The organism is Streptomyces xingningensis (assembly GCF_054957865.1).
This window is the reverse complement of record NZ_JBDJPF010000016.1, coordinates 67,744-84,573: the sequence shown is the minus strand read 5'-3', so window position 1 is coordinate 84,573 and position 16,830 is coordinate 67,744. Positions and strand designations below refer to the sequence as shown.

The window sequence follows — 16,830 nt, the reverse complement described above, 5'->3', positions numbered from 1 at the left end:
TGCCGAGCGTTTGGCGCTCGAACCTCCGTTTAAGTGGGGTGAATCTAACCGTTGGCGCGCCAACGGACGTGAACGCTATATGGCGTTGACCGGCACGTGCGCTCGTACAAATTCGTTGTACGGGTCCGTTCCGGTCAGCTGGCTCAGGGGCGGGGAGTTGGTCTCTACGCGGACTCGGAGGAATGACAACTGGCCCCGCTGTCCTAGCGGCCGGTCACAGTTTGAACACCACTCCGCGCCAGGTCCATCCCGCGCCGAGGACTACATTTTGCAGGGGGATCTTCATCTCGGCGGGGTCGAAGCGGAATATCTCTGTCTTGCGCAGGTGGCCATCGGCTCCCCGCTCGACCACCCAGTGCCGCGACACCATGCTGACCTGCCCACGTGAGTACTCGCGCGATCGTGCCAGCCTGGGCGTGTCCCCGACCCATGTGAGCTGCCACTGCTCGTCGAGGGCGCGGACCTCATGGTTCTCCGGGATCAGACGCATCCGGGTCTTGAGGGTCCGGTCCAGTTGGTTTCGACGGAAGAACATGCGCAAGGCGGGTTCTAGGACCCGCCACTCCGCCACCAGGTCGGCACGTTCCTCGGGAACGGCGTCGCGGACGGCCCACGGCATGTCCGGCGCGTTGAGCGCAAGTAGCGCGGCCCGGATCTCCACGGCGGAACGTGGTGGGACCCCATCATCGGGATGCTTGGTGCCGGTCAGCTTGTCGAAAAGGCCCATCGAATCACCCTGTTGATGTCTGGTTGCACGGTACAACAGCACCCTCAGCCTGATGTCCGGCTTCAGCACGCTCGACCACGGGCCCGCAGAATTGACCAGGGGCGGATGCACCCCACCGCCACCTTCCGCCTTACAGCTCGCAGCCTGGATGTCCGGCAGCAGGTGCTGCTCCATGAACGTCGCGGCACGCTCCTTGTCGTTCACGGAGCTCGCCAACGTCCCCTCGCCAACGTCCGCTGTGGATGCGCAGGGTTGTCTGCAAGCGGCTACCGGACAGTGACATGGATGGCGCAGCGAGTGCTCACGGCGAAGCTGCATGCCAGGTGCCCGGTCGCGGTGGTGAAGCCGCGATCGGGCACCTCGGGGCGGAGGCCGTGACCGGAATCGAACCGGCGTAACTCGCTTTGCAGGCGAGTCCCTCAACCACTCGGGCACACGGCCGTGTTGTGCGCTCTCTGACGACCATAGGGTGCTCGGTGGAGGGCGGCAATGGGGGATCGGGTGGTGTCATATGGCTGACATGCGGCGTTCATGGAGCTGGGGAGCCTTCCGCGAGGAACTCCTCGACCAGGGGGCGGAACATCTCCGGTTCGTCCACCCACGGGTAGTGCCCGACCCCGTACAGGGTCCGCACCCGGGTGCGGGCGCCCGGGAAGGAGGCGGCGACCAGTTCGCCGGCGCGCATGCCGGTCACCGCGTCGCGGTGGCCGGTGATGACCAGGACGGGGCAGGCCACGTCGCGGAGCCGGGTCAGGATGGCCAGGCGGGCGGGGTCGTCGACGCCCTGCCAGAAGCCGATGCGGGGGACGGGGTGCAGCTGGTGGGGTTCGGTGGCCGCGTGGGTGCGCTGGGGGGTGTCCCAGCGGCCGTAGGCCATGGGGGCCGCGCGCAGCAGCAGGGTGCGGGCCTCGGCGAAGTCGTGGATCTCGGGGAGGGAGTGGACGGCCACATAGGCGTCCACCCACCAGTCCTCGGCGGCGCGGGATTCGAAGATCTCCTCGGCGTCGGTGGGGAGTTCGCCCTGGAGGCGGGAGCCCGGGGTGACCAGGACGAGGTGGCTGAGGCGGTGGGGGTACGAGGCCGCGTAGGCCTGGGCGGTGGCGCAGGCGGCGTCGTGGGCGAGCAGGGGGAAGCGGTCCAGGGCGAGATGGGTGCGGAGGGACTCCAGGTCCTCGGCGAGGGCGGGGAAGGCGTAGCCGCGGGCGTCGGTGGCCGGTGGTGAGGCGCCGGTACCGCGGCTGTCGGGGATGACGAGGGTGTGCCGGGCGTCCAGGCCGCCCAGGTCGCCGAGGTAGGCGGCGTCGCGGCCCGGGCCGCCGGCGAGGCAGACCAGGGGAGGGGCTGCCGCTCCGCCGTCGCGAGAGGTGAGGATGTGATAGGAGAGTTCCGCTGTGTCATAGGAAGTGTAGGTATGGGGCATGGGTTCAGATTGACCGGTGTTGCGGATGCGATCCAGAAGCGGCTCCAGGGCAATCGCCCCACTGCCTTAAATTGTGCTTATGATTGCGGCGTGTTCGACTCCCGGCACATCAGGACGTTCCATGCGGTGGTGAAGGCCGGGTCCTATTCGGCGGCCGCCCGCGCACTGGGCTATACACAGCCCGCGATCACCCAGCAGATGAAGGCCCTCGAAAGGTCGGTCGGCACGCCGCTGTTCACCCGGGTGGGCCGGGCGATGCGGCTGACCGAGGCCGGGGAGCTGCTGGCCCGCCATGCGGAGACGATCCTCGACGACCTCACCGTCGCCCAGCAGCAGATGAGTTCGCTGACCCGGCTGCAGGCCGGGAAGGTGCGGGTGTGCGCCTTTCCCAGCGCGGGCGCCACGCTGATACCGGAGACGCTGGTGCGGCTGGCGGCCGAGCACCCGGGGGTGCGGGTCGATCTGCTGGAGGACGAGCCGCCGGAGTCGCTGCGCCGGCTGGTGCGCGGCGAGTGCGACATCACGCTCGCGTTCACCTATCCCGGCCTGCACGAAGAGGTTCCGGAGGAGCTGGCGGAGATACGGCTGCTGGAAGACCAGTTGACGGTGCTGCTGCCGATCGGGCACCCACTGGCCCGCCGCCGGTCCGTCAAACTCGCCGATCTGGCGGGCGAGCGGTGGATCGCGGGCTGTCTGCGGTGCCGGACCAACTTCCTGCACGAGTGCGCGGAGGTGGGGTTCGCGCCGGACATCGCCTTCACCACGGACGACAACCTGGTGGTCCAGTCACTGGTGGCGGAGGGGCTCGGGGTGGCGATGATGCCCGGGCTGGTGCTCTCCTTCCTGCGCCACGACAAGATCACCGGACGGGCGCTGGATCCGGCCTCGCGCCGTCAGGTCTCGGCGTATGTACTCCGCGAGCACCTGCGCATTCCGGCCACCGCGCTCGTCCTCAACGAGCTCAAGACGGCGGCGGGCCGAAGGGTCGGTTGCTGAACCAGGGATGAGGGGATGAGGGGACGGATCCATAAGCGCGGGTTGGGATCCGGTCAACAGACTGTCGTTGGACGTGATGGATCAGGCGCCCGACGCTGCGGATATGAGCACCCCCACCGCACCCCTGACAACGGCCCGCCTCGGCGTGCTCGTCGACGAGATCCGCGAGGCGGTGGGCCGTGGCCTGCCGCCCGACACCACGGCCTACCTGGTCGGCGAGCGGCTCGCGGTCCATCTCGGCGCCGACGACCTGCTCACCGATGAACAGTGCGCAGGCGACCCCGGGCACTACCGCCAGCACATCCTGCACGCCGAACCGGACGGCAGCTTCTCGGTCGTCGCCCTCGTCTGGCTGCCCGGACAGCAGACCCGCATCCACGACCATGTCTCCTGGTGTGTGACCGGAGTGCACCAGGGCGAGGAGAGCGAACGCCGCTACCGGCTGGTCCCGGACGGCACGACCGCCCGGCTGATCGCCACCGAGGACGTGGTCAACGCCCAGGGCGAGGTCTGCGGTTTTGCGCCGCCCGGTGACATCCACCGGGTGCGCAACTCCTGTTCGTCCACGGCCATTTCCCTCCATGTCTATGGAGCGGACGTAGCCCGCCTGGGCAGCAGTGTGCGGCGGGTCTACGACCTGCCGGCCGACCGGCTGTGACGGCGCGTCAGCGGGGCATGGCGGTGATCGGGGCCGGGGCGGCCGTGGGCGCGAGGGCCGCCACCCGGGCCCCGGCCCCGCCCGGCAGCCTCCCCGGGCTCGCCATGGCCGCCGTCGGAGTCGGGCTTGCCTGGGCGGTGCACCGGCTCGTACCGGCCGTCCCGCTGCTCACCGCCGCCGTGGTGCTGGGCATCACCGCCGCGCACCTGCCCGGCGTACGGACCCGGGTGCGCGGCGTCGGGCGGCCCGGCCTGACACTGGCCGGGAAGCGGCTGATGCGGATCGGCATCGTGCTGCTCGGGCTCAAGCTCGGCCTGCACGATGTGCTGGGGCTCGGCTGGGCGACGGTCGGCATGGTGCTCGCGGTCGTGGTCGCCACCTTCTTCGGCACGCTGTGGCTGGGGCGGCGGCTCGGACTGCGCGGTGACCAGCCGCTGTTGATCGCGACCGGCTACTCGATCTGCGGTGCCTCCGCGATCGGGGCGGTCGGCGAGGTGTCCGGCAGCGACGAGGAGGACATTGCGACCTCGGTGGCGCTGGTGACGCTGTGCGGCACGCTCGCCATCGCCGTACTGCCCCTGCTGCACCACCCGTTGGGACTCGACGACGGTCAGTTCGGCCGCTGGGCCGGTGCCGGTGTGCACGATGTGGGGCAGGTGGTCGCCACCGCGCAGACCGCCGGGCCGGCGGCGCTCGGCGAGGCGGTCCTGGTCAAGCTGATGCGGGTGGCGCTGCTGGCGCCGCTGGTCGCGGCGGTGGCCATGGCGGTGCGCAGCCGGCGCCGGAGCACGCCGGCTGCGGGCAGGCGGCCCGCGCTGGTGCCCCTCTTCGTCCTCGGCTTCCTCGCCATGGTCGCCGTCCGCAGCACCGGGCGGGTGCCGGGCGCGGTGCTGGACGGTGCACAGCATGCACAGGAACTGCTGCTCGCCGCGGCCCTGTTCGGGCTGGGCAGCGCGGTGCACCTGCCCTCGCTGACCCGGACCGGGGGGCGGGTCGCCGTGCTGGGACTGTGCTCCTGGGTGGTGATCGCCGGGGCGTCGTACGCGGGGGTGCTGCTCACGACTTGACGGCCGGATTGGGCTTGATGGCCGAGTTCGGGGCCGGGGCCAGGGTCGGCCGCGGGCCGACCTCAGGTCCTAGGTCCGATAGACGATGTGATTCCGGTCGCTTGGCAGATGGCGTTTGCTGATGAACTTTTTACGCTCGCTTTTATGACCGCATCCGACTCCATACCCCCTTCACCCCCCTCCGTAACCCACGCCGTCGCGGTCGAGCCGGATCCCGATGCCGACGGGGGCGTACTGGGGCGCCGCTACCGCGCGTTGACCCTGGGCATCATCTCCGTTGTCTCGCTGATTGCGTTCGAGGCGGCCGCGGTCACCACCGCGATGCCCGTCGCGGCTCGCGCGCTCGACGGCGTCGCGCTCTATGCCTTCGCCTTCTCCGCCTACTTCACGGCGAGTTTGTTCTCCATGACGCTCTCGGGAGAGTGGAGCGACCGGTCCGGTCCGCTGGCCCCGCTCTTCACCGGCATCGCGACCTTCGGTGCCGGCCTGCTCCTCGCGGGCGCGTCCCAGCAGATGTGGATGCTGGTGGCCTCGCGGGCGATCCAGGGGTTGGGCGGGGGACTGGTCGTGGTCTCTCTGTATGTGGTGGCGGGGCGGGCCTATCCGGACCGGTTGCGCGCCAAGGTGATGGCGTCGTTCTCGGCTGCCTGGGTGCTGCCGGTGCTGGTGGGCCCGGTGATCGCCGGGACGGTGGCCGAACAGCTGGGCTGGCGCTGGGTGTTCCTGGCGATCCCGGTGCTGATCCTGCTGCCGCTCGCCGTGATGCTGCCGGCGCTGCGGAAGCTTCCGCCCGGCGGGCGGAAGGAGTCCATCGACCGGCGGCGGATCGTGCTCGCGCTGGTCGTCGCGGCGGGTGCCGGGCTGCTGCAGTTCGCCGGGCAGGACCGGGAGTGGCTCGCGCTGCTGCCCGCGGCCGTCGGGCTCGCCCTGCTGGTGCCGTCGATAGTCCGGCTGCTGCCCAAGGGCACCTTCCGGGCGGTCCGGGGCCTGCCCTCGGTGGTGCTGCTGCGCGGCCTGGCCGCCGGCTCCTTCCTCGCCGCGGAGTCCTTCATTCCGCTGATGCTGGTGACCGAGCGGCATCTCTCGGCGACGATGGCCGGCCTCTCCCTCACCGGTGGCGGACTGGCCTGGTCGGTCGGCTCGTTCACCCAGAGCCGGACCCGACTGGAGCCGTACCGGCGGCAGTTGATCTGCCTGGGAATGGTGCTGATCGCCGGGTCCATCGCGCTGGTGACGAGCGTGCTGATCGATGGGGTTCCCTCCTGGGCGGTCGCCGCCTCATGGGTCCTCGGCGGATATGGGATGGGGCTGACCATCGGCAGCACGAGCGTGCTGACGCTCGAGCTCTCCCCGGCCGGGAAGGAGGGCGTCAACGCGGCCGCGCTGCAGGTTTCGGACGCGCTCGGCAACATCATGCTGGTGGGGGTGAGCGGGGTTCTCTTCGGTGCGTTCGGCGGGGCGACGGCCGCGGTGGACGGGGCAGTTGGAGAGGTGGCGGCGCCGCACGGGGCGTTCGCGGCGGTGTTCGCCGCGATGGCCGGAGTGGCATTGGCCGGAGCCTTTGTGGCGACGCGGCTGCGGCCGCGGGGGGACTAAGGGGTGTGCGAGGGGCCTGTGCAGCTTCGGCGGGTGGGTGGTGTGTGACGTGGATCCCACCCAGGGGTGAGGGCGGGGCGTAGCCCGGTGGTGTGAAGGACGGCCCGGGTAGGCTGACGCGGTTGCCGACCGCCGACTCTCCCCCGGCTACCGCCGGGGGTGCCCCCAGACGGAGACCGTGACTACCACCACCGCCAACCACCACCTCTCGCCCGCCTTCCCCGGGCGGGCCCCCTGGGGTACCGCCAACAAGCTGCGCGCCTGGCAGGAGGGCGCGATGGGCAGGTACATCCAGGAACAGCCGCGCGACTTCCTGGCCGTCGCGACCCCCGGCGCCGGGAAGACCACCTTTGCGCTCACCCTCGCCTCCTGGCTGCTGCACCACCATGTGGTCCAGCAGGTCACCGTGGTCGCGCCCACCGAGCACCTGAAGAAGCAGTGGGCGGAGGCCGCGGCCCGGATCGGGATCAAGCTCGACCCGGAGTACAGCGCCGGGCCGCTGGGCCGTGAGTACCACGGCGTCGCCGTCACCTATGCCGGTGTCGGCGTACGGCCCATGCTGCACCGCAACCGCTGTGAGCAGCGCAAGACGCTGGTCATCCTGGACGAGATCCACCATGCCGGGGACTCCAGGTCCTGGGGCGAGGCCTGCCTGGAGGCATTCGAGCCGGCCACCCGGCGGCTCGCGCTGACTGGTACGCCGTTCCGGTCGGACACCAATCCGATCCCGTTCGTCGCCTATGAGGAGGGCAACGACGGGATTCGGCGGTCCGCCGCCGATTACACCTACGGATATGGGAACGCCCTCGCCGATGGGGTTGTCCGGCCGGTGATATTCCTCTCCTACAGCGGCAATATGCGCTGGCGCACCAAGGCGGGCGATGAGCTGGAGGCCCGGCTCGGCGAGCCGATGACCAAGGACGCGATCTCCCAGGCGTGGCGTACGGCCCTGGATCCGCGCGGCGACTGGATGCCGAATGTGCTGCGCGCGGCGGACCAGCGGCTGACCGAGGTGCGGAAGTCGATCCCGGACGCGGGTGCGCTGGTGATCGCGACGGACCAGGACGCGGCGCGGGCCTACGCGAAGCTGATCCGTGAGATCACCGGGGAGGGCGCGACGGTGGTGCTCTCCGACGACTCGGGCGCGTCGCAGCGCATCGACGACTTCTCGCAGGGCGATTCGCGGTGGATGGTCGCCGTCCGCATGGTGTCCGAGGGCGTGGACGTGCCACGGCTGGCGGTGGGTGTGTATGCGACGACGATCTCCACGCCGCTGTTCTTCGCGCAGGCGGTGGGGCGGTTTGTGCGGTCGAGGAGGCGGGGGGAGACGGCGTCCGTCTTCGTGCCGACGATCCCGACCCTGCTGACCTTCGCCAACGAGATGGAGGTCGAGCGCGACCACGTCCTCGACAAGCCCAAGAAGGAGGGCGAGGAGGACCCGTACGCCGAGTCCGAGAAGGAGATGGACGAGGCGAACAAGCAGCAGGACGAGGACACGGGCGAGCAGGACATGCTGCCCTTTGAGGCACTTGAGTCGGATGCCGTGTTCGACCGGGTGCTGTACGACGGTGCCGAGTTTGGGATGCAGGCGCATCCGGGGAGCGAGGAGGAGCAGGACTACCTCGGTATCCCTGGGCTGCTGGAGCCCGATCAGGTGCAACTGCTGCTGCAGAAGCGGCAGGCCAGGCAGATCGCGCACAGTCGGCGGAAGCCGGATGCGGAGGCGGATCTGCTGGAGATTCCGGCGGAGCGGCGGCCGGTGGTGACGCATAAGGAACTGCTGGAGCTGCGCAAGCAGTTGAACACCCTGGTGGGGGCTTATGTGCATCAGAGCGGCAAGCCGCATGGGGTGATCCATACGGAGCTGCGGCGGGTGTGCGGGGGGCCGCCCAGTGCGGAGGCCACGGCGGGGCAGTTGACCGAGCGGATCAACAAGGTGCGGGAGTGGGCCACGCGGATGCGGTGACGCTGCGCTTGGCTGGGGTGTCGGTGCGTTGTTGGGTGCCGGGGGGCCGGCGGCGCCCGGCGCGGGCGGGGCGGCCGAGCTGCGGGATGGCGAAATCCTGTGCGCGAAGACCGAATCGTGGGCAGACTCTTCCGCAGAGCGGACCCGCTCGCTAGCGTGCGGTCACGCACACGCCCCGTGGCAGCGCCGCCGCGGAGCGCGGCCGGTTTCATTCCGGCGGCCTCTCCTCGCGCGCTGCCGGACGGGAACGGCGGCGCAACCCCACCGCGATGAGAGCTCGCCATTCATCGGAGGAGGGGGCGTCGTGACCGCGGAGACTTCGCAGACGCTCGACCGGGGACTGCGCGTCCTCAAACTGCTCGCCGACACCGATCACGGCCTGACCGTCACCGAGCTGTCGGCCCGGCTCGGTGTCAACCGCACGGTCGTCTACCGGCTGCTCGCCACGCTGGAGCAGCATGAGCTGGTGCGCCGTGACATCGGCGGCCGGGCCCGGGTGGGCCTCGGGGTCCTGCGGCTGGGCAGGCAGGTGCATCCGCTCGTCCGGGAGGCGGCCCTGCCCGCGCTGCGGGCGCTGGCCGAGGACGTCGGGGCCACCGCCCACCTCACGCTGGTGGACGGGGCGGAGGCGCTCGCGGTGGCCGTTGTCGAGCCGAGCTGGACCGACTACCACGTGGCCTACCGTGCCGGGTTCCGGCATCCCCTGGACCGCGGTGCGGCAGGGCGGGCGATACTCGCCGCGCGCCGGGGTGAGGCCGGCAACCCCGGGTACGCGCTGACCCATGGCGAGCTGGAGGCCGGAGCGAGCGGCGCCGCCGCGCCCTTGATCGGGGTGAGCGGGATCGAGGGAAGCGTGGGGGTGGTGATGCTGGCCGACGCCGTGCCACAACGAGTGGGGGCGCGGGTGATGGAGGCCGCCAAGGAGGTCGCGGCCGCGCTCCGGTAACGGCTGCCCAGGGCCCCCGGCCCCGGCCCCGGCACCTGGCACCCGACAACGGCCCCGCACCACAGCCCGGCCAGCGCAGCGCCCCGCACCCGCGTTAGGGTCACTGCATGCCAGCCGCTCCATCCCGCCGTGCCCGTACGCTCGCCCTCTGTGCCGTGCCTGTCGTCGCGCTGCTCGCGATTGCCGGGTTCGCGCCGCTGCCGTTCGCGATCGCGCAGCCCGGCACGACCGTGAATGTGCTGGGGAGCGATCAGCAGAAGCCGGTGATCACCATCAGTGGTGCCGGGACCCGCAGGACCAGCGGGCAGCTGCGCATGACCACGATCCTGGCCACCGGTCCGCATGCGGACATCGGGTTGAGCGATGTGGTCAGCGGCTGGTTCCGCGGGGACCGGGCGGTGATGCCGCATGACTCGGTGTATCCGGCCGGCCAGTCGGACAAGGAAGTCGAGCAGCACAATGTGGCGGAGATGAAGAAGTCGCAGGACGCCGCCGGGCGGGCTGCCCTGAACTATCTGCACCGCTCGCCCAGGGACGTCAAGGTCGAACTCAGCCTGGCGGATGTGGGCGGGCCGAGTGCGGGGCTGCTGTTCGCGCTCGGTGTCGTGGACAAGGTCGACGGGGACGGCCGGGGCGGTGACCTGACCGGTGGGCGGACGATCGCGGGCACCGGGACCATCGATCCGGACGGTACCGTGGGCGCGGTCGGGGGTGTCGCGCTCAAGACGCAGGCGGCGGGGAGAGACGGGGCGACCGTCTTTCTCGTTCCCAAGGCGGAGTGCTCGGACGCCAAGGCCGAGCTTCCGAAGGGGATGCGCCTGATCCCGGTCGGCAAGCTCCAGGACGCGGTGGCGTCGCTGAGGGCTCTGGGGGCCGGTGGGCGAGTTCCCAGTTGCTAATGATCCTGTGAGGCCTGGCGCACCAGCGGGATGACGCGGAGCGGCACCGCGTTCTCCATCACGATCGCCGTGGAGGCTCGCATGATGCCGTCGAACCCCACCACCCGGTCGATCACCCGCTGGAGGTCCGCGTTGGAGCGGGCGACCAGTCGGCACAGCATGTCGCCATGGCCGGTGATGGTGTGCAGCTCCAGGACCTCGGGGACCGTTGCCAGGTGGGTCCGTACATCCGGGCCCTGGCCCTGTTTGATCTCCAGCGTTGCGAAGGCGGTCACCGGGTAGCCCAGGGCCGCCGGGTCCACATCGGGGCTGAAGCCCCGGATCACCCCCTGGGACTGCAGCCGGTCCAGCCGTGCCTGTACCGTGCCGCGGGCCACCCCGAGGCGCCGGGACGCCTCCAGGACGCCGATGCGCGGCTCCTGTGCCAGCAGCTCGATCAGCCTGCCGTCCAAACGATCGATCGCCATGGCCAGCCCTTCGTGGTCATCATGTACAGAACGTCCGGTGATTCTGGGCTTGTGTTATGCATGATGCCCAGGAAAAACGCAAACTATTGCGCACCTTGTGGATCGGCGAGACGCTGCGCCCATGACGCAGACCACGGATCACACTCCCCACACCGCTCGGCAGGCAGACCCCTTCCCGGTCAAGGGAATGGACGCGGTCGTCTTCGCCGTCGGCAACGCCAAGCAGGCCGCGCACTACTACTCCACCGCCTTCGGCATGAAGCTGGTCGCCTACTCCGGACCGGAGAACGGCAGCCGGGAGACGGCGAGTTATGTCCTGGAGTCGGGCGCCGCCCGGTTTGTCTTCACCACCGTCATCAAGGCCACCAGCGAGCGCGGCCGCTTCCTGGCCGGGCATGTCGCCGAGCATGGCGACGGTGCCGTGGACCTGGCGATCGAGGTGCCGGACGCCCGGGCCGCGTACGCCTATGCGGTGGAGCACGGGGCCAAGGGCCTTGAGGAACCGCATGAGTTGAAGGACGAGCACGGCACGGTGGTGCTCGCCGCCATCGCCACCTATGGCAAGACCCGGCACACCCTGGTGGAGCGCACCGGTTACGACGGTGTGTATCTGCCGGGATTCGTCGCCGCCGACCCGATCGTCGAGCCGCCGGCCCGGCGCAACTTCCAGGCGATCGACCACTGTGTGGGGAACGTCGAACTCGGCCGGATGGACGAGTGGGTCGGCTTCTACCGCAAGGTGATGGCCTTCACGAACATGAAGGAGTTCGTGGGCGACGACATCGCGACCGAGTACTCGGCGCTGATGTCCAAGGTCGTCGCGGACGGCACCCGCAAGGTCAAGTTCCCGCTCAACGAGCCCGCGATCGCCAAGAAGAAGTCGCAGATCGACGAATACCTGGAGTTCTACGGCGGGCCGGGGCTGCAGCATGTCGCGCTGGCCACGAACGACATCGTCGCCACGGTGCGGGCCATGCGGGCGGCGGGCGTCCAGTTCCTGGACACCCCCGACTCCTACTACGACACCCTGGGCGAGTGGGCCGGGGAGACCCGCGTTCCCGTCGAGACGCTGCGTGAGTTGAAGATCCTCGTCGACCGTGACGAGGACGGCTATCTGCTGCAGATCTTCACCAAGCCGGTGCAGGACCGCCCGACCGTCTTCTTCGAGATGATCGAGCGGCATGGCTCCATGGGCTTCGGCAAGGGCAATTTCAAGGCGCTCTTCGAGGCGATCGAGCGAGAGCAGGAGAAGCGGGGCAATCTTTAAGGGCTCGTCCGGAAGGGCTGGTCCGGTCAGCCCCGGCGCACCACCCCCCACCCACCGCGGCCCCGCCCAGGCGGGGCCGTGGTGCGTTCACGATCTTCCGTTGCCGGGCACGGGATGGCAGGGTGAGCGCATGGGTGATCTGATCCGGCTGCTGTGCGAAGGACTTCCCGCTGAAGCGGTCATCACCGATCCGGATGTCCTTGCCTCCTATGCCCATGACATGGCGAGCTTCTGCGCTGCCGGCGCCCCCGCGGTGGTGGTGCTGCCGCGCACGGTCGAGCAGGTGCAGCACATCATGCGCACCGCCACCGCGCTGCGCGTCCCGGTGGTCCCGCAGGGTGCCCGTACCGGGCTGTCCGGCGCGGCCAACGCGGTGCCGGGCTGCATCGTGCTCTCCCTGGTCAAGATGGACCGGATCGTGGAGATCGATCCGGTCGAGCGGATCGCGGTGGTCGAGCCCGGCGTCGTCAACGCGGTGCTCTCCCGTGCGGTGGGCGACCACGGCCTCTGCTACCCGCCGGATCCGTCGAGTTGGGAGCAGTGCACCATCGGCGGCAACATCGGCACCGCCTCCGGCGGCCTGTGCTGCGTCAAATACGGGGTCACCGCGGAGTATGTGCTGGGGCTGGACGTGGTCCTCGCCGACGGACGGCTGCTGACCACCGGCCGCCGTACCGCCAAGGGCGTCGCGGGCTATGACCTCACCCGTCTCCTCGTCGGCTCCGAGGGCAGCCTCGGCGTGGTGGTGCGGGCCGTGCTGGCGCTCCGGCCCGCACCGTCCCAACAGCTGGTGCTGGCCGCGGAGTTCCCGTCCACGGCCACCGCCTGTGAGGCCGTCCGGCGGATCATGGCGCGGGGGCATGCGCCCTCGCTGCTGGAGCTGATGGACCGGACGACCGTCCAGGCCGTCAACTCCATGACCAAGATGGGCCTTCCGGAGGCCACCGAGGCCCTGCTGCTCGTCGGCTTCGACACCCCCGACCCCGGTCCGGACCTCGCGGCCGTGGCCGGACTGTGCACCGGGGCCGGGGCCCTGGAGGTGGTTCCGGCGGAGGACGCCGCCGAGTCCGACCTGCTGCTCCAGGCCCGCCGGCTCTCGCTCACCGCCCTGGAGACCCTCCGGCCCGCCACGATGATCGACGATGTCTGTGTGCCCCGCGGCAAGCTCGCCGCCATGCTCGACGGGACCGCCGCCATCGCTGCCAAACACCGCCTCACCATTGGCGTTTGCGCTCATGCGGGTGACGGCAACACCCATCCCGTCGTCTGCTTCGACCCCGCCGACCCCGACGAGGCGCGGCGGGCCCGGGAGGCCTTCGACGAGATCATGGCCCTGGGGCTGGAGCTCGGTGGGACGATCACCGGCGAGCACGGGGTCGGCCTGCTGAAGAAGGACTGGCTGGCCCGGGAGGCCGGGCCGGTGGCGATGGAACTGCAGCGCGGGATCAAGGCGGTATTCGATCCGCTGGGGCTGCTGAATCCGGGGAAGGTCCTGTGAATCCGGGAAAGGTCCTGTCATAGGACACCCTCCTGGTCGTCGCCCGCCGCAGGCGCCAGCAAGGCCCGTACCGCCTCGTCCAGCGCCAGCCGGTCGCGCTCCTCGCCCCGGGCCACCAGCCGCAGCGTCCGGTCCAGCCAGCAGGACAGCACCCGGGCCGGAGCCTCCAACAGCGCCTGGCCGTCCGGCGACGACAGCGCCACACACACCACGGCCCGGCCCCCGGCCCGGCCCGGCCAGATCCGTACGTCGCCGTGTCCGCACGGCCTGCGCAGGCCCTCCGTCAACAGCTCACGCGCAAAGGTCCAGTTGACCGGGGAGTCCGAGGAGACATGGAAGGTGAACCGCACGGCGTACGGATCGTCGCTCCGATAGGACAGCCGGGCCGGCACCGGAATGCTGTGCTCCGGCGACAGCACCAGAGCGACCTCCAGGTCTCGTTCCACCACGGTGTGCATGAAGTGCGCCCTCTCCACTCTGTTCCACTGCCCGGTACGCGGCCCGGCTCGATCGGGCCGGCACTGGACAGAGCGCACTGACCCCGCATCATGACGCGACTTCGCACCTGTGGGACGAACTTCTCCCCCGCCGCGGCATCGACGCACTCTCCGGTCGCACGTGTGAGTGGTCCCGTCGGCGTGACGGCCACACGGAGGAGGGCCGTCTGGTAGACCTGTTGGCTGCGCCCCGGGTTGTCTTTTGCGCATTGAACCCATGAACGGTCACAGGCAGCGGGCCCCGGAGCGGTTCGCATGACGGGCAGTCACCTGACATGACGCGAACGCGTGCGGCAGACTGCCAGACATCCCAGTACGGCCGAGCAGATACGGGACACCGGAGACCATGAGCGCACCCATCTCGGGATCCGCCGACAGCAGCCCCCGCGGAGGCTACTATCCGGACCCGTCCATTCCTGGCTATATCCGCTACTGGAGCGGCACCGCCTGGGTGCCCGGCACCAGCCGGCCCGCCCCCGCCGAGGGGGAGCCCATGCCCGGGCCGCCGCCGGGGCCGGCCGCGCCGTCGCTGCCCGCGGTCGCCGCGCCCAGGCCGCCGGTGCCCCGCACCGAGCGGGCCGCGCACCCCGGCGGGCCGCTGCCGGAGGAGACCGGGCCGGTGTTCCTCGACGAGGAACCGGAGCCACCGGGTCCGGGCGCCCCGGCGGGCGGGGCCTGGCCGGGCGACGGCTGGGGCGGCGGTGCGGCGGCGCCGGGCGCACCCCGGATCCGTGACCCCCGGCTGCCGGAGCAGGCCGCGCCACCCGGGTTCGGCGGCACACCGGCACCCCGCAGGGCCGCGCAGCCGGTGACCGCCCCCGCCGAGTCCTTCATCCCCCGGCCCTGGCCCGACACCCGTGGACAGGCCGCCCCCGTCGAGGCACCGCACCGGGAGCCGGAACCCCGGCCCTCCGCCGCCCCCGCCGCCCGGCCCCAGCCCGTCGGCTGGGCACAGCAGGTGCAGCAGCTGGCCGCGCAGCCCCAGCCGCAGCACCCGTCCCAACCACTGCCGGGGATGGCCGAGTCGGCGCCCGCGCCATGGAAGCCGCCCGCCGCGAATCCCTTCGCCCAGCAGGAGGGCCGCCCCGCCCCGCTCGGCCGGCGGTTCGCCGCGCGGCTGGTGGACACCGTGGTGCTGGGCGGCGCGGTGAGCGCCGTCGCCGTGCCGTTGTGGAACAAGGCCGTCGCGCACATCGACGCCAAGGTGGAGCAGGCCAGGCACTCCGGCCGCACCGTGACCGTCTGGCTGCTCGACGGCACCACCGGCGGCTATCTGGCCATCGTGCTGGCCGTGTTGCTGATCGCCGGAGTGCTGTACGAGGCACTGCCGACCGCCAAGTGGGGCCGCACACCGGGCAAGAGGCTGTGCGGGGTCCGGGTCCTCGGCATCGAGTCGCATGACACCCCCTCATTCGGGGCCGCGCTGCGCCGCTGGCTGGTCTACGGACTGCTGGGGGTCCTCGCGATCGGTGTCCTCAATGCGCTGTGGTGCCTCTTCGACCGGCCCTGGCGGCAGTGCTGGCACGACAAGGCGGCCGGTACGTTCGTGGCCTCGGCCGGGAGCTGAGCGGGATCGCCCGGCGGGACGCCACCGCTGAGCGGGGGGCCGGGCAACTCGAACGGCATACGGGCGGATGCGGCGGCCCCGGGGCTGGGTTCTACTCGGGCCATGAGCACCGATCAGCCGCAGGGCGGCGACGACGATCCGTTCCGGCAGAGGCCGCCGGGCGACCTCCCGCCGTACGGGGGCCCGGCCGGCGGTGGTCCGGCCGGCGGTGGTCCATACGGCGGTGGTCCGTATGGCGGTGGTCCGGCGAATCCCTATGGCGACCAGCATGGTGCCGCCGACCCATTGGCGGGCATGCCGCCGCTGGCGAACCGGTTCAAGCGGCTGGTCGCCCGGATCATCGACGGCCTGCTGGTGTCCATTCCGGTCAGCCTGGTCTTCTCGGCCTTCGCCTGGAGCAATTGGGACCCGTCCCACGACGAGACCAAGAACGCCGGGCTGGGGATGCTCATTTCCGTCGTGTACTTCGTCTACGAGGGGCTGATGCTCACCACGCGGGGGCAGACGGTGGGCAAGATGGCGATGAGGATCCGGGTGGCGCTGCTCGAGAACGGGGCCTCGCCCGAGGGCACGCCGGGCTGGACCCGGGCCGCGGTCTACAACCTGCCGCAGATCGTGCCCTGTTGTGGCTTTGTCTTCTGGCTGGTCAATGTGTTGTGGTGCACCTGGGACAAGCCCTACCACCAGTGCATCCACGACAAGGCGGCCAAGACCGTGGTGGTTTCGGTCTCACCCGGGCAGTGAGTGCTCGCTCATCCTGGCCGTGGCGGACTCGGTGCGCACCGCCGAGTGCTGCGGGGCCGGCGAGGCGCCGCGTGCCACGGTGTGTGAACTCCTGCGCGGCATGGGCACGGTGACGGCGACGAGCAGCCCGAGGGCCAGGGCGCCCAGGGCGACGACTGCGACTCCGATGCCCGACCTCGTCTGCGACAGCAGCAGCATGGCGAGAGTCGAGAACACTACGGTGGCCGAGCCATAGGCGATTTGTGCGGAAGTCGGACGCGGCATGACGGGATCCGTCCTCGGGGCATCGATGTGGGGTGCAGAGCCGACAGGGAAGAACCGCAAAAAGACTCTACGGTCCTGTCTGCCCGGCCGGAACGGGTAGTAAGCGCGCCCTTAGCGGCCGGGCCGGGAGCATCAGGGGCGCACGGAGGCCATCGCCCCGTCCGGGGGGCGGGGCAAACGCGCCCGCGTAGTCCGACGCCCGTACCGGACGTTACTGACACCCGCTCCCATATCGCCGGGCCGGGTGGGCG

At 70.7% G+C, this 16,830-nt stretch carries 16 protein-coding genes and 1 tRNA gene; 11 read left to right on the top strand and 6 right to left on the bottom strand.

All coding sequences use genetic code 11. The features are described from left to right. Positions 1–214: 214 nt before the first annotated feature. The 3 genes from ABCR83_RS11395 to ABCR83_RS11385 form a co-directional block, all read right to left on the bottom strand. On the bottom strand, positions 215–931 hold the full coding sequence (locus ABCR83_RS11395) for a hypothetical protein (RefSeq protein ID WP_462694784.1): 717 nt from the start codon (positions 929–931) through the stop codon (positions 215–217). A 165-nt stretch (positions 932–1,096) separates the two neighbouring features. Continuing rightward, positions 1,097–1,168: transfer RNA gene (locus ABCR83_RS11390), tRNA-Cys, on the bottom strand. 88 nt (positions 1,169–1,256) lie between these two features. Further along, entirely contained in the window at positions 1,257–2,147 is an 891-nt protein-coding gene (locus ABCR83_RS11385; protein ID WP_462694783.1) for an alpha/beta fold hydrolase, read from the bottom strand. 90 nt (positions 2,148–2,237) lie between these two features. Between ABCR83_RS11385 and ABCR83_RS11380 the strand changes: the two genes are divergently transcribed. The 7 genes from ABCR83_RS11380 to ABCR83_RS11350 all read left to right on the top strand — a co-directional run bounded on the left by ABCR83_RS11380 (position 2,238) and on the right by ABCR83_RS11350 (position 10,275). Next, entirely contained in the window at positions 2,238–3,143 is a 906-nt protein-coding gene (locus ABCR83_RS11380) for a LysR family transcriptional regulator (protein WP_462694782.1), read from the top strand. 103 nt (positions 3,144–3,246) lie between these two features. Then, positions 3,247–3,801 (top strand): cysteine dioxygenase family protein, encoded by a 555-nt coding sequence (locus tag ABCR83_RS11375; RefSeq protein ID WP_462694781.1) that lies wholly within the window; start codon positions 3,247–3,249, stop codon positions 3,799–3,801. Between the two features lie 17 nt (positions 3,802–3,818). Then, a complete protein-coding gene (locus tag ABCR83_RS11370) occupies positions 3,819–4,868 on the top strand; it encodes a YeiH family protein (RefSeq protein WP_462694808.1) in 1,050 nt (349 codons plus the stop codon). A gap of 144 nt (positions 4,869–5,012) precedes the next feature. Next, a complete protein-coding gene (locus ABCR83_RS11365; protein WP_462694780.1) occupies positions 5,013–6,464 on the top strand; it encodes an MFS transporter in 1,452 nt (483 codons plus the stop codon). A gap of 178 nt (positions 6,465–6,642) precedes the next feature. Continuing rightward, positions 6,643–8,430, top strand: a complete 1,788-nt coding sequence (locus tag ABCR83_RS11360) for a DEAD/DEAH box helicase (RefSeq protein WP_462694779.1) — start codon at positions 6,643–6,645, stop codon at positions 8,428–8,430. 304 nt (positions 8,431–8,734) lie between these two features. Then, a complete protein-coding gene (locus tag ABCR83_RS11355; protein WP_462694778.1) occupies positions 8,735–9,376 on the top strand; it encodes an IclR family transcriptional regulator in 642 nt (213 codons plus the stop codon). 107 nt (positions 9,377–9,483) lie between these two features. Then, on the top strand, positions 9,484–10,275 hold the full coding sequence (locus ABCR83_RS11350) for a YlbL family protein (RefSeq protein WP_462694777.1): 792 nt from the start codon (positions 9,484–9,486) through the stop codon (positions 10,273–10,275). Here the strand turns inward: ABCR83_RS11350 and ABCR83_RS11345 are convergent. Beyond that, positions 10,272–10,742: an Lrp/AsnC family transcriptional regulator gene (locus ABCR83_RS11345; RefSeq protein WP_462694776.1), complete on the bottom strand. Its 471-nt coding sequence runs from the start codon at positions 10,740–10,742 to the stop codon at positions 10,272–10,274. The two genes, ABCR83_RS11350 and ABCR83_RS11345, sit on opposite strands and share 4 nt — an antisense overlap. 121 nt (positions 10,743–10,863) lie before the next feature. Here ABCR83_RS11345 and hppD point away from each other — a divergent pair, with 121 nt between their 5' ends. Next, positions 10,864–12,009, top strand: a complete 1,146-nt coding sequence (hppD, locus tag ABCR83_RS11340; protein WP_462694775.1) for a 4-hydroxyphenylpyruvate dioxygenase — start codon at positions 10,864–10,866, stop codon at positions 12,007–12,009. A 130-nt stretch (positions 12,010–12,139) separates the two neighbouring features. Continuing rightward, on the top strand, positions 12,140–13,507 hold the full coding sequence (locus ABCR83_RS11335; protein WP_462694774.1) for an FAD-binding oxidoreductase: 1,368 nt from the start codon (positions 12,140–12,142) through the stop codon (positions 13,505–13,507). 17 nt (positions 13,508–13,524) lie between these two features. Here ABCR83_RS11335 and ABCR83_RS11330 read toward each other — a convergent pair whose 3' ends face one another. Further along, a complete protein-coding gene (locus ABCR83_RS11330; protein WP_462694773.1) occupies positions 13,525–13,965 on the bottom strand; it encodes an SsgA family sporulation/cell division regulator in 441 nt (146 codons plus the stop codon). A 385-nt stretch (positions 13,966–14,350) separates the two neighbouring features. On the opposite strand from ABCR83_RS11330, the gene ABCR83_RS11325 reads away from it, so the two are divergent. Both ABCR83_RS11325 and ABCR83_RS11320 read left to right on the top strand, forming a co-directional pair. Then, complete coding sequence (locus tag ABCR83_RS11325) at positions 14,351–15,571, top strand: RDD family protein (RefSeq protein ID WP_462694772.1); 1,221 nt, start codon at positions 14,351–14,353, stop codon at positions 15,569–15,571. A gap of 102 nt (positions 15,572–15,673) precedes the next feature. Beyond that, positions 15,674–16,315 carry an RDD family protein gene (locus ABCR83_RS11320; protein ID WP_462694771.1) on the top strand — a complete coding sequence of 214 codons (642 nt, stop codon included), beginning with the start codon at positions 15,674–15,676 and terminating at the stop codon, positions 16,313–16,315. On the opposite strand, the gene ABCR83_RS11315 is transcribed toward ABCR83_RS11320, so the two are convergent. Continuing rightward, complete coding sequence (locus tag ABCR83_RS11315) at positions 16,301–16,579, bottom strand: hypothetical protein (RefSeq protein ID WP_462694770.1); 279 nt, start codon at positions 16,577–16,579, stop codon at positions 16,301–16,303. The genes ABCR83_RS11320 and ABCR83_RS11315 overlap by 15 nt on opposite strands. Positions 16,580–16,830 lie beyond the last annotated feature (251 nt).

Excerpts from the sequence above, each read along its gene's own strand:
- ABCR83_RS11385 (WP_462694783.1), bottom strand. The coding sequence starts at position 2,147 with ATGCCCCATACCTACACTTCCTATGACACAGCGGAACTCTCCTATCAC.
- ABCR83_RS11375 (WP_462694781.1), top strand. The coding sequence starts at position 3,247 with ATGAGCACCCCCACCGCACCCCTGACAACGGCCCGCCTCGGCGTGCTC.
- ABCR83_RS11370 (WP_462694808.1), top strand. The coding sequence starts at position 3,819 with ATGGCGGTGATCGGGGCCGGGGCGGCCGTGGGCGCGAGGGCCGCCACC.
- ABCR83_RS11365 (WP_462694780.1), top strand. The coding sequence starts at position 5,013 with ATGACCGCATCCGACTCCATACCCCCTTCACCCCCCTCCGTAACCCAC.
- ABCR83_RS11350 (WP_462694777.1), top strand. The coding sequence starts at position 9,484 with ATGCCAGCCGCTCCATCCCGCCGTGCCCGTACGCTCGCCCTCTGTGCC.
- ABCR83_RS11345 (WP_462694776.1), bottom strand. The coding sequence starts at position 10,742 with ATGGCGATCGATCGTTTGGACGGCAGGCTGATCGAGCTGCTGGCACAG.
- hppD (WP_462694775.1), top strand. The coding sequence starts at position 10,864 with ATGACGCAGACCACGGATCACACTCCCCACACCGCTCGGCAGGCAGAC.
- ABCR83_RS11335 (WP_462694774.1), top strand. The coding sequence starts at position 12,140 with ATGGGTGATCTGATCCGGCTGCTGTGCGAAGGACTTCCCGCTGAAGCG.
- ABCR83_RS11330 (WP_462694773.1), bottom strand. The coding sequence starts at position 13,965 with ATGCACACCGTGGTGGAACGAGACCTGGAGGTCGCTCTGGTGCTGTCG.
- ABCR83_RS11325 (WP_462694772.1), top strand. The coding sequence starts at position 14,351 with ATGAGCGCACCCATCTCGGGATCCGCCGACAGCAGCCCCCGCGGAGGC.
- ABCR83_RS11320 (WP_462694771.1), top strand. The coding sequence starts at position 15,674 with ATGAGCACCGATCAGCCGCAGGGCGGCGACGACGATCCGTTCCGGCAG.
- ABCR83_RS11315 (WP_462694770.1), bottom strand. The coding sequence starts at position 16,579 with ATGCCGCGTCCGACTTCCGCACAAATCGCCTATGGCTCGGCCACCGTA.